This is a genomic window from Cutibacterium modestum, assembly GCF_008326345.1.
Lineage (GTDB): Bacteria > Actinomycetota > Actinomycetes > Propionibacteriales > Propionibacteriaceae > Cutibacterium > Cutibacterium modestum.
On record NZ_BJEN01000002.1, the window covers coordinates 51894 to 64542 of the forward strand.

At 58.7% G+C, this 12649-nt stretch carries 9 protein-coding genes and 1 pseudogene; all 10 read right to left on the reverse strand.

The features are described from left to right. Window positions 1-69 precede the first annotated feature (69 nt). On the reverse strand, window positions 70-1434 hold the full coding sequence (locus F1563_RS04800; protein WP_002528367.1) for a sn-glycerol-1-phosphate dehydrogenase: 1365 nt from the start codon (window positions 1432-1434) through the stop codon (window positions 70-72). After that, window positions 1418-3022 (reverse strand): annotated as a pseudogene (locus tag F1563_RS04810) (FGGY-family carbohydrate kinase). Before F1563_RS04810 ends, F1563_RS04800 begins: the two are co-directional and overlap by 17 nt. 63 nt (window positions 3023-3085) lie before the next feature. Continuing rightward, a complete protein-coding gene (locus F1563_RS04815; RefSeq protein WP_002528370.1) occupies window positions 3086-3940 on the reverse strand; it encodes an HAD-IIA family hydrolase in 855 nt (284 codons plus the stop codon). A 24-nt stretch (window positions 3941-3964) separates the two neighbouring features. Continuing rightward, window positions 3965-5044: a DUF7973 family transport facilitator gene (locus F1563_RS04820; protein ID WP_002528371.1), complete on the reverse strand. Its 1080-nt coding sequence runs from the start codon at window positions 5042-5044 to the stop codon at window positions 3965-3967. Window positions 5045-5202: 158 nt separating this feature from the next. Next, window positions 5203-5685 (reverse strand): RpiB/LacA/LacB family sugar-phosphate isomerase, encoded by a 483-nt coding sequence (locus F1563_RS04825; RefSeq protein ID WP_002528372.1) that lies wholly within the window; start codon window positions 5683-5685, stop codon window positions 5203-5205. A gap of 271 nt (window positions 5686-5956) precedes the next feature. Beyond that, the gene (locus F1563_RS04830) at window positions 5957-6772 is read right to left on the reverse strand and encodes a DeoR/GlpR family DNA-binding transcription regulator (RefSeq protein ID WP_007434270.1); all 816 of its coding nucleotides are present in this window, start codon (window positions 6770-6772) and stop codon (window positions 5957-5959) included. Between the two features lie 550 nt (window positions 6773-7322). Further along, window positions 7323-8456, reverse strand: a complete 1134-nt coding sequence (locus tag F1563_RS04835) for a mannonate dehydratase (protein ID WP_002528374.1) — start codon at window positions 8454-8456, stop codon at window positions 7323-7325. Continuing rightward, window positions 8453-10048, reverse strand: a complete 1596-nt coding sequence (locus F1563_RS04840) for a mannitol dehydrogenase family protein (RefSeq protein ID WP_172623599.1) — start codon at window positions 10046-10048, stop codon at window positions 8453-8455. The genes F1563_RS04835 and F1563_RS04840 overlap by 4 nt, the downstream gene beginning before the upstream one ends. 17 nt (window positions 10049-10065) lie before the next feature. Further along, the gene (uxaC, locus tag F1563_RS04845) at window positions 10066-11478 is read right to left on the reverse strand and encodes a glucuronate isomerase (RefSeq protein WP_002528376.1); all 1413 of its coding nucleotides are present in this window, start codon (window positions 11476-11478) and stop codon (window positions 10066-10068) included. Between the two features lie 63 nt (window positions 11479-11541). Beyond that, entirely contained in the window at window positions 11542-12549 is a 1008-nt protein-coding gene (locus F1563_RS04850; RefSeq protein WP_002528377.1) for a LacI family DNA-binding transcriptional regulator, read from the reverse strand. Window positions 12550-12649: the final 100 nt, after the last annotated feature.

Sequence of the window (12649 nt, forward strand, 5' to 3'; positions counted from 1 at the left end):
TGCCCTCCTCACGAGGAGGCCGAGTGGGACCGGGACGAGTGACCGTCCCTACCCGGCATAGTCCTGGTATCAGTCCTGCGGCCAGGGACGCTGCCCCCAAAATCCGTCAGATTCGAATAGCGGCTCAACGAAATCGCTGATGGTCCCGGTCTCAATCAAGAGGTCGAGTAGGGTGTAACGCGACCTGATCATCTGACACCGGTAATAGGTGTCGTGGAAGCGCTCCCGAGTCAGACCGATCTGGGCCGGGTGGTAAATACCCCCCACAGCCTTAATGATGTCCTCGACGCGGGTCGCGGGCATCACTTGGGCACGACAGCGTTCTTGGATGGTCGGCCACTTCGACTTCACAAGCTCCAGGCGTTCACGCAGGGCGTCCGCGTCAAGATACTTATCCATGGTCTGCTTGACGGCTGGCTCAAGCATATCCCCGGTGAAGTTGGCGCGAACCTTAGCTTCCATCTCCTCAGCTGACGGCCACTCGGCAACAGCGGCATCGACGTCCAGGGTGGCGAAGTCGTGTTCCAACACCTTCTCCCACAGCGCCAGCACCGAGATCGTGCCGAGGCCCACCTTGAACCCGTGGGTCAACGGCGGGTCTTGATTCATGCCGAGGTGTTCCATCTCCCACAGATGGGAGAACTGGTGGCCCGCACCTGAGGCCGGACGCGAGGACATGCGGTACTTCTGCATCGCCAAGCCCGACAACACTAAGCCCTCAACGAGGCCAACGAAGGACTCCGGGTTACCGTTGGCCAAACCCTCTGGATCACTGATGGCGGTGGGCAGAGCGTCCTGAGCGAGACTCCACGACTCCCCGTCAATCGGCTCGATGCCCAGTTCGTCAGCAATGATCCAGTCGGCTCCGGCCGGGACCTTTTCGATGAGGTCTCCCAGACCGGTGGCGGTGCATCGCTGGGGCGCACCAGCCATCGTCGGAAGGTCAGCGACGAGGGCCTGCGGGGCGCGGCAGCTCATGGTGTGCTTGAAGTCGTTCTCGGTGACGGAGGCGCCAAAGGCGGCGTATCCATCCATCGAGGCAGCGGTGCACACGTTCATGTAGCGCCGACCTAGCTCGTCGCTGGCTCGTTTGGTGATGTCGTTAAGGGTGCCCGAACCGATCGAACAGGCGATCACCCCGTCGAGGTCACGGATGTGGTCACGGATCTTCTCGATGTTCTCGTAGCAGGCGTAGACCGTGGGGCGTCCCGGGAAGATCATCGGTTCGACGGTCTCGACCCCGTTAGCCTTGAAAGACGCCTTGGTCTGCTCACCAGCGACCGCCCACGTGTTCTCATCGGCGATAATGATGGCCTTCGCGTCACCGAATAGCTTCTTGAACACGCGGCCGGTCTCGCCGAGCACATTGTGACCCATAATCACGACGTCAGTGTCGTCGCAATCAGCCAACGCCTTATCAATCAATTCGGACATTACTTCTCCTCTGATCAGTGTGATCGTCAGTTTTTGGCGGCCTCGTGATCGACCATGTCATGAATCATGGGGCGCAAGCGTGGATATGTGTCGCAGTACTTGTCTACGTAGTATCGGTATTCCTCGTGACGCTCCTGGTCCGGCTCGATGAGGTCGATCTCATGGACCATCTGTGCGGCAGCCTCGGGGAGATCCTTGAACAGGCCAGCGCCGACAGCGGCCACCATGCACGTTCCGAGCACCACAGCATCTCCAACCTCGGTGAGGGCGATCGGCACACCAGTTACATCGGCGTGCATCTGCATCCAGTCGCGGCTCTTGGTGGCGCCCCCACAGGCGACCATGCGGTCAACTTCGAATCCAGCAGCGTTCATGGCGCGCAGGTTGTGGGCCGTGCCATAGCAGACTGACTCCTGAATAGCGTGGTAGAAGTGCGCCGGAGTATGCATGAGGGACAGACCCCAGATGATGCCGCGGGCCTTCGAGTCGGTGTACGGGGTGCGGTTACCCTGAAAGTACTCGTTGATAATGAGCCCGTCGGATCCGGGGCGGATGTTCTTGGACTGCTCGTTGAGAACGTCGTAGGGGTTGAGCCCGACTCTCTCGGCAGCGCTGGTAACGTCAACGGCGAAGTTGTCCTTAAACCACTTGAGCACCGAACCGGTCGACACCCCCGACCCCTCGACCGTATATTGGCCGGGCATGACGGCGTCGGTATAGGCACCGAAGAAACCCTGGCCGTGGATCTCGGTGGTCGACTGGCCAGTGAGGACGTGAGAGGAACCGGTAATAAGGGCCATCGACCCGGGTCCGAGGACCCCAGGCCAATTTGCCCGGCCCAGGCGTCTCCCAGCCCCTGCGCAACCGGGATTCCCGGACGCAAACCCAGCAACTGGGCCGGGATCGTGCCAAGGATACCAACCGGAGTGCCGAGATCGAGAACCCGTTCGGGGATTTTGTCGAAGACGTCACCGCAGCCGATGGTCTGGTAGAAGTCCTCCGGCCAACCGCCTTTATCACGGTTGTAGTACATCCGGATAGCCGCCGAGTTGATGTTGGTCGTCCACTCGCCGGTGAGCTTGTAGGTCACCCAGTCCGGAGCGTCGACGAGGTGAGCAGCCTTGCGGTAGGTCTCCGGCTCATGCTCGCGCAGCCATGCCGCTTTAAAGGGGTACCACTCGGCAGTGGCCGGAGAAGTGCCGGCACCGTTGTAGAGGCGAGCAACCGAGTCGGATCCCTCAGCGCGGGCCGCCTGTTCAGTGGGGCGGACATCCATCCACATGATGGCTGGACGCAGCTCGTTGCCGCGCTCGTCCATGGCAACCATGGTGAGCGTCGTAGCGTCATACGAGATACCAGCGATAGCTGCCGGGGAAATTCCAGCGGCCGCAATGGCGCGGTGGCAGGATGCCTGCAGTGCCTTCCACCACTCTTCGGGATCTTGCTCGGCCCAGCCGGGATGAGGATGGGTGGTCTTGTACGGGGTTGCCGCGAAGGTAAGCGGACGCCCCTCAAGGTCGAAGATCGCGACTCGGCACGACTCGGTGCCATAATCGATGCCCAAGAGGTAGGGGCCATTGTTCAACATCGTTGTCTCCTGTAAATATATCTTGAGTCCTGCGGCAGCGGTGCGCGCAGCTCACTCGTCTTATCAGTCGTTGTTTTCGGCCCAACCGAGTTCTTGCCATACCGAAGCTGGGATTAACCGGTCGATGCGGTCCAAAGTCCAGGTGGGACGGTGCTCTGCATCAAGGGCTGCGACATCGTCGGCAGTGGCCTCGCCGGTCAGCACACAGGCCGACTTCATACCGGTGTCGAGAGCCATCTGGATGTCGGTCTGGAGCCGGTCACCGACCATGACGCAGTCTGCCGGGTCAACGTCGAGGCCGGACAGTGCCTCCGTGAGCATCACCGGGGAAGGTTTACCCAAGCTAACCTTGCACTGTTTCCCGGTGCATGCCTCGATAGCTGCAGTGATGGCAGCGCAGTCGGGCTCGCCACGACCGCCTGGGAAGGGGCAGAACCGGTCCGGATTGGTCTGAATGAGGAAGGCGCGCTGGTAGTACCAGATGGCGTCAAAGGCGATCTGCAGCTTGCGGTAGTCGAATGCGCGGTCATACGAAGCGATGACGATGTCAATCTTCTCGGGGTCCTCACACAGTTCGATTCCAGCCTCTTGCAGACTCCGCTTGAGGGGCTCCTCGGCGATCGCGAAAACTTTGGCGTCAGGATGGTTATTCACCAACCAGCGCGTCGTCGTCACGACGGTGTTGGAGATGTCCTCGGTAGCGGTCGGCAGACCCAACTTCGTAAGCTTCTCGACGTACTGACTCGGATTCTTCGTCGGATTGTTCGACAGAAACCTCACCGGGATCTCGCGACGACGCAGCTCCTCGACCATCCGACGAGCACCCGGCAGCAGGTGCTCACCGAGGTAAATGGTGCCGTCCATGTCAAAGACATAGGCCCTTGCGAATTCAGTTGGTACGTCGATGACGTCATGCATGGTTGCTACCTTCCTTCAACTAGATCACGCGATCAGGGAAGCCAAGCTGACGACCACCGTGTTGCTCAACCAGATCGCAGCAGCAGGCGGGTCAATGTGGCTGGTGCCGCGGTTGTACCAAAGCCGGGCGCAGAACTCGCCAAGACCGGCGGCAAAGATGCCAAAGAGCGCCGCGACAACGAGGGCCAGAGCGGCCATCGCCCACGTATGGGAGTCCCACGTTGAGGTGGAGGTCCAGGTGTAGGTGAAGATGTCCTTACCCATGAGAATCGGGAAAAACTGCACGGCGGCGAGACCAGCAATGTTCGTCACGTGGTGCTGAACCGGCATATTGCGGTTCGTGATGAGGAACAGAATGATGACGGCCGATACACCGAAGCAGAAGCTGTTGGCGTTGAGGGCGGCCAGGTTGTTACCAACTCCCTGCTTGGTCAGATAAGCTCCGACATTAGCGGCCAGGAACAGCGAGGCACCGCCAGCGAACATACCGAAAAGGGAGCCGATCGTCAGGAGCTGGCTGGGCTTCTCCTGCCACTCCATCCACCGCCCGTTGGGGCCTGGCTTGATCTTGGCTGGGAAGTTGGTGGCGTTGTCGTTAAAGCGTTCCGGATTGTGTAGGGAACCGTGGAACAGCCCCTTGCCAGGTGCCCCACCAAAGATGAGGCGGGCAAGCAGCCCGGACAGCAGCACCGTCAGGGCGACTGGGTCGGTATGCTTGCCGAACCACGGGATGTTCGAGACGCCGATCTGACACAGGTAACCAAAAATACCGAAGAGGGCACCGACAATCAGAATGTCGGGATGGCCAATACCGGCTAGCGGGGTGTTGACGTCCTTGCCGTCATCAAGTCGACCGCGGTAACGGGCATAGATGGCTGCCGCGACGCCGCTAGCAAAGGCAATATGCGGGCCCATGAAGGGCCCGAAGGCCAAGTAGTCCAGGCCAAAGGTGCTTCCGGTCGCGGCAAAGACTCCCCAGGAGGCCAGCACGCAGAAACCGGTGAGAACGAAGGCGTAGTTGCCGCCGATGGCGGCTCCGACAGCGCCGCCGGCGATGGCAGCGAGGAGCCCAAAGAAGAAAACTCCGATTGAGGTGGTGAACATCAGTGTTCCTTTATGAGGGCGGGGTGTTCCCGCGATCGGTGATCCACACGCAACGACGAGTGCGGTATTTCTGGGCATCTCTGGACGCCAGCCCAGAGATGGGGTGGCTCAAACGTGCTGGAGCATGGCGCGAGCTTCGGCACCCGCGCCAATCGGTATCAGCAGCTGCCAGGGGTAGTTTCTCCGGTACCTGATTCATAGGCGTTAATGAGGTCGACATTGACCTTGGAGTGGGAACTCGGGTCGAAGGTGTACCCGATGAACTCGTGGGCTAGACGACGAGCAAGTTCACAACCGATGACACGCTGGCCGAGGCACAGCACGTGAGCATCATTAGACATAATGAGCCGCTCTACAGAAAAGGAGTCGTGGGCGGTGCAGGCGCGGATACCGGGCACCTTGTTGGCCGTGATGGCCATGCCCATCCCGGTGCCGCAGAAGAAAATTCCTCGATCAGCCTTTCCGTCCTTGATGACGTGGGCTCCCTTGACGCCGATGTGCGGGTACAAGGTGTCGTCACCAACCTGAACGCCGACGTCGATCACCTCGTCGACTCGCGAATCAGACTCGAGGTCGGCCTTGATGACGTCCTTGTACTGCACTGCCGCCGGGTCTGCGGCGACGACAATTCTCAGTCCCATGATCCCTCCATGCTTCGTTGCCCTGTGTTGAGAGTCTCATTCGCAAATGCGAGAAGCAACGACCCATAGTGGGAACATTAACACTTTTTATGTGAAAAGTAAGGGTTTATGGTGTGGATTTCGCCACACGTAGATCCCGAGTGCACGGGAGAGCAGGCAAGCAGGGAGGCAACTCAGCGTCGTACCGTTCCACGAGTGTGCGTGTGACTCCGAATTCACACATCATCTGTGAGTAACCTCATCACAACGATGCCCGTACGATCCGGAGCCCTCAGGAGTCGTTCGCATCCTCCCCGACGACCATGAGGTGAACCCCAAGATCACGCAGCTGATCGAGGATTCCACGGGGGATGTGGGCATCAACGACAACGTGGTCAAACTCCGTGAGATCTGCGAACTTGAACAGTGCACGTCGTCCAAACTTGGTGTGATCTAACAAGAGGACCCTTTTCTCAGCGGACTCGAGCATGGCCCGCTTCACCTCAACGACCCCCTGGTAAGGGTGGTAGCACCCCGCCTCGAAAATCCCCGAGGCCGACAGAAAGCACAGATCGGCGTGCATCGAGCGGATCATTCGGACCGCGGCAGGGCCCATTAGTGACTTCGCCCAAGACTGGTATTCCCCGCCTGACACCACAAGCTTGTCCGATCCGCTGGAGATAACCTCGTCGGCCACCAGCAACGAATTCGTGACAATCGTGAGCGGGGAGTGGTCTCCCAAAGATCGCAGCAACCACACCCCCGACGTCGAGTCATCGAGCATGATCGAACTTCCCGGGGCGATGAGTTCACCAGCGAGCTCGGCTACCGCTTGTTTATCGGTCGAGCTCTGCTCCAGGCGGAAGGTGGCGTCGGCCTCGTGCAGACCATTGGCAACCGCAACGACTCGGCCGCGATGGCGCTGAAGCACCCCGCTGGCCTCAAGAGACGCCAAGTCGCGATAAATCGTCATAGCGGAGACGCCCGTAGCCTCGACGAGGTCCTCAACACTGACCGACCCTGCCCGGACGACAGCCTCGGCGATCGCAAGCTGACGCGCTCTTGGGCCGTCTTGACTCTTGAAGGTCGTGGTCGCTCCGTCAGCCATGACTCTACCGTCTCCCGTCATCGTGAACTCGCAAGAATCCTAGCTGTGCAACGGGCTTCTACTGTGCCAACCGACCTTTTTCGGCTCCTGCGACGAGAATCCACGCGCCGTAACCTCAGGGCCGAACGGCGTCGGAAGCGATCGCAATGTCGCCGGGTCCGAGGTGGTGGGGTGGAACCAGGGCCTGGCGCACCTAAGCCATCCCGAGTACCTCTTCGGCCCGGACCCTCCCCCCGGAAAACGCAGGTCATCACCGCGTGACATTTTTGCCGAGCGGGTGGAGGCTGGGGCACTACCGTGCCTCATCGCTCGCCCAGCTGATTATGACATCAGGGTAAAAGTGCACTCGACGACCCCACTGACCCAATCCCTCTACCCCTCTTGGTGTCCACCGGGCTTTCCGCTTCCGCTATCTCACCCGCTACGTCTTTCCACCATGCCCTTCGCATTACTCGGTCGAAAAATCCCGCCCCACCTCAGGTCACTTCACTGAGGCGCCTGGATCGTTCCTCAGCCGGGATTTTTCGACACCAGCGGCAAGGATACCGCGTCAACGGCCTCCCTGCCACGGGTCTGGCAAGGACAGACCCGCTTGTCTGTGTGATCTGCTCAGCGCAGTGGACGCCTTGTCGATAGCCTCCCACAAGCCATTAAGGTAGGTGATACCCAGAGCTCGGTCGTACAACGGGTAACCCGGACGACCCATCTCGCCCCAAATCATCCGGCCGTGATCCGGTCGGATGTAAACGTTTGGGCAATGATCGTGGATAGCCTTCATGATGCCATACATGTCCAGGGATCCGTCGCTAGAAAGATGCGCGGATTCCTTGAACTTCTTGTGCCCCAAAAACTTCACATTTCGGACATGAGCCGCGGCAACTCGTCCCATATTGCCGTACTTTGTGAAAATGACGGGAACATTATTGTCGGGATTAGATCCCAAGGATCCAGCACACACGCACAGGGAGTTCGCGGGAGAATCTACCAGATCCACAACCTTCTGAAGGTCAGAATCACTGTGCACGATACGAGGAATCCCGAAAATATCCCACGCTGGGTCATCAGGATGGACGGCCATGCGAATACCGATCTTCTCACAGGTCGGGACAACGCCTTCAAGGAAGTAGCGATAGTTGTCGCGTAGCTGGTCCGGCGTCATGTCTGTGTACTGAGCCATGACCTCGTCGAGGTCGGCAAGTCGCTCAGGTTCCCACCCCGGAAGCGGGAACGCCGACGAGTTCAGGGTGGTCTTGACGATGTCTTGCGGAGTTAGGCCCTCTAATTCCTCGTGGTCATAGTAAAGGCAGGTAGAGTCGTCCTCGTTACGGTGGAAAAGCTCGGTACGCAACCAGTCAAAGACCGGCATGAAATTGTAGACAACGACTTTAATTCCATGGGAAGCAAGAGTCTCCAATGTTTTACAATAGTTCGTAATGTAAGTGTCGCGGGACGGTTTACCGAGCTTGATGTCCTCGTGGACGTTCACCGACTCGATGACTTCGCATTCCAGGCCAGCATCATTGACTTTCTTGACATAGGAAGAAATCTCCTCATCAGACCACACCTGGCCTACCGGTATCCAGTCCATTGCACCCATGATTCCACTGGTTCCGGGAATCTGACGGATGTTCTCCAATGTGATGGGATCAGTTTCCGGACCGTACCATCGAAACGTCATCTTCATGAATGCGCAAACTCCTTGTTCAGAACCGACCTCACGGCGCCAGGGCCGGCCGTCAAGCGGATAAAGAATCGTTCCACGACTTCAGCTAACGACGTCTTCGTCAAATCCACTCCAAAAATATCGGCGCGACTAAGAATGGCGGCGATAACCTTTGGATCATCGTCGCCAAAGCGGACCTCTGATACAACGGACTTCAGGTCAGCAAGCAGCGGATCAGGGGACAGCTCGACTGGCTCACCATCATCAGCAATGCCCATGAGATACCGGCACCAAGCGGCGAAAACGAAGGGAATCGCCCGCAGTGATGCGACATCGAAGGAATCATCGGCAAGATACGACTTAATAGTCTCTCCGAAGCGGATCGGAATCTTCTGCGACGTGTCAGTAGCAATACGACTAGGAGTATCGCCGAGGAATGGGTTTGGAAAACGCTCCTCCTCGACCTCACGCAGGAATTCTTTCGGGTCTACAATCCCCGGATTACTGACGACAGGGAGTCCTTCTTGCCACCCTAATCGGTGCACCAACCCTGCTAAATTTGGGTCCCTCATGGCCTCGTCAATAGTGGGTTTGCGCAATAATACCCCGGTAACTGCCAGAGCAGTGTGGAGCGGGTTGAGGCAGGTCGTCACCTTCATCCGCTCAAACCGGTCGCAGGTCTCACGGTCTGTAAAACAGACTCCGGCCTTCTCTAATTCCGGACGCCCATTCGGGAAGCGATCTTCGATAACGAGGTACTCGGTCGGTTCGGTGTTGGCGTATCCCGCCACTTCAGCGTCGGGGTCGATGGTCATGTCGTCGAATCCCATCGAGGCCAACTGGTCAGCAACCTTCTGCGAGGGGACCGGGGTGATCTTGTCGATGACCGAGATCGGAAAGGCGACCTTTTCCGTGATCCACTCGACGACCTCGTGGCCGATGGTGCCTCGTTTCTCCCATTCTGCGGTGATCGTCAGCACTGAAGAGCGCAACTTGTCACCGTTGTGGGAAAAATTGTCACAAGAAACGAGGGCCACCGGCGTCGCCCCAGCGTGGAAGCGTCGTACGAGCAGGGCAGCAACCAGGGCCATTGTCGACGACATGGGGTCGGTCATGGGATCGCAACCGAGATCCTCGACAACGGCATCCTGGAACGAACCGTCAGATCCGTTGAGCTGGTACCCCTTCTCAGTGATCGTCAGAGTAATCAGCTGCAGAGACTCGGCGCAGGCAATCTCGATGATGCGATGAAAATCGTCAGCACGGTGGTATGCCAACCCCTCGCTGATCGACGCTATAACCCCGAAGTCAGTGTGACCATCGGCATGAGAGGTCACACCAAGGGTCAGCAGGTCGTGGCCTCCGAGGCCGCGATCGAGGCGTAGCGGATTGCGGGGCGCGATAGCGGCAATGCCGCACTGTTCAGCCCCGGAGTTCATGATGTCCTGGGCCAGCCGAGCGATATGGACACGGAACAGATTCCCTGGTCCGATATGCATCCATCGCGGCCGATCATGGGCCTGACTACGCATCTCGTCAATGTCGAAGGTCGGCAAGGATATCCCGGCGTCCGCCAACGCGCAGCCGCCTAGTGCGTCGAGATCAAGTTTCATGTCGTCCTTCCGGATCATCACAGATCAAACACCTGGGTGGGCTGCTCTACAACAAGCCGGTGGGCGATCTCGACCGCCTCATCTAGATCAAGCCTGCCCAAAACCACCAGCTCGGCGAGGTGGGCGGCATCAAGACGCCGACTCATATCGTGACGTGCCGGAATTGAGCAGAAAGCCCGGGTGTCGTCAATCATGCCGCTTACCTTGCTGAACCCGGCCATCTCAGTAACGGCGTGCTTGAATCTCATCACCGACTCGGGTGCGTCAATAAACCACCACGGCACACCGATATAGAGGCTGCGATACCACCCGCCCAAGGGAGCGATTTCGCGCGAGTAAAGGGTCTCATCGATCGTGAAAACGACCAGCTTGAGGTCCGTGTTGCCAAATTTGTCGAGCAAGGGGTGGAGGGAGTCGACAACTTCCAGCGTCACCGGAACGTCGGAACCAATATCGGCGCCAAATCGATGGAACGCGGCAGTGTCGTGGTTGCGGTATACCGCTGGATGGACGGTCATCGTCAAGCCGTCCTCGCTGGCCATCCTCGCCTGATCGGTGAAGAGATGCCGACGAAGGAGGGTCATCTCCTCGACAGTGGCCCGACCTGCCACCGAGGCGTCAAAAATCGACGCCGCACGATCATGGTCGAGGATGATGGTGCCCAAGTCGCGATGGCTGTGGTCGCTGGAAACCGCGCCATGTTGCTTAAAATAGACGCGGCGGTTCTCCATCGCCTCGGTAAACCCATCCAGCGTCATCGCCTCGCAACCACTAGCCTCAGACAGCTTCGCAAGCAAACCCGTCCAGCCTTCGGTAGCCGGCTCCAAGTACCTATCCGGGCGGAAGGTGGGGGCAACGCGCCGGGTGAACGTCTCGTCGTCGACCAGTCGAGCGTGCCCATCAAGATCGTCGCAGGGGTCATCGGTCGTCGCGATGAAGGCGATGTCGAAGAAGTCCATGAGAGCGCGAGGCCGAAAGTCCGGCTGGGAAATCCTCTCAGCGACGGTGTCGTAGATGCGATCAGCGTTCTCAGGGCTAGGACGTTCAGTAACGCCAAAAATGCCGACAAGCTGGTCGACCAGCCAGTAGCGCATTGCCGTGCCGGCAAAATCACGCCAGTGCTCACACAGAATCCGAAAGGCCTTTCGGTTGTCTGTCTCGCCCATGGCCTCGCGTCCGACCCCCAGGTCCTCGAGATCAACACCATTGGCATGCAGCAGGCGATTTACATAGTGGTCAGGAGTGATAAGGAGGCTCGTCGGGTCAGAGAAGGCCATGTCATCGGCGATCCATGACACCGGAACGTGTCCGTGGGGAGAAATAATGGGCAGGCCCCTCGTAGCCCGGTAAATTTCGCGCGCGGCGGCCAAGGTGGAAGGCTCGCGAGGCAGCAGACGATCTTCGCAGAGGGTGAGAGTCGGCGTCGACATGACATCGACTGTGCCCCGTCCTAAGTTTTACCGAAACAAGTTGCCGTCACTTGCCCTACTTAGCTATCCAGATTCACGCACCACAAATGACACCGGGACGACATCCTCGCTGGGTGACTGGTGCTCATAATGACTCGGCTTCTCAACCATGTCGAGTAGCCGGTTGACGGCCACAACCCCCATCTGGAACTGATTGACGCGAACCGTCGACAACGTCGGCGAGACCAGGGCAGAGAACGGGATGTCATCGAATCCAACGACGGCAACGTTGTTAGGAATCTTAAGGCCACAGGCCATAGCTCGACGCATGAATCCGATCGCAATGAGGTCGTTGTAAGCGATGACGGCACTAGTCGGATGAGCCTTCCACATATCGAACGCCTCTATGCCACCCCTGATCGTGGGTGTCGGGCAGGCAAGCTGATGCACTGTGACCTTGCCGTCGCGACGAGCCCGGTCAAGCAAACTGCGCCATCTCACCCCCGATTGCCAAGACGCCACCGGCCCGGCGAGATACGTCACTGTGGACCGTCCTTCGCCAATTAAGTGGGTGAGAGCGTCTCCGAGCCCTTCCTCGGCTGCTGGTGTCACCGACGACACTCCTAAAACCTTGCGATTAACAGTAATCACCGGCTTTATCCCGGCCAGGTGTCGCAAACCGGCGTCCGACATGCGCGAACCGACAAAAATGAAACCATCGACGGTAGCCAGGGATCGTTTGGTGGTCTCGGACTCGATCTCGGAGGACTCATTGGAGTCGATTAGGACGACCATATAACCGCGTTTACGGGCCCCTGCGAAAATCCCCTTGACGGTGGCCCCAAACACTGGATTCATAGCGTCAGCAACGCAGACTGCAACAAGCTGATGAGTCCTGCTCGTCGAGACTCTCATCACCTCGTCCTGACGGTATCCAAGCCGTCGAGCAGCCTGAAAGATCCGTTCTGACGTCTTGACGCTCACCCGCCCTGGACGAGAAAAAGCCCGAGAGACAGTAGATGGAGCAACACCGGCAGCCCGCGCGACGTCGCTGATGGTAACCGGTGCGGTGGACTCCTCGCCTGCCCCCATAGTCTGATTCTACCGCCAACCAGCCTTGCTTAGGCCCGTAATACACAGGGTGCAAACCGTGGCAAAGCATCGCGATGCCTGACATCCCGATGCGAATCTT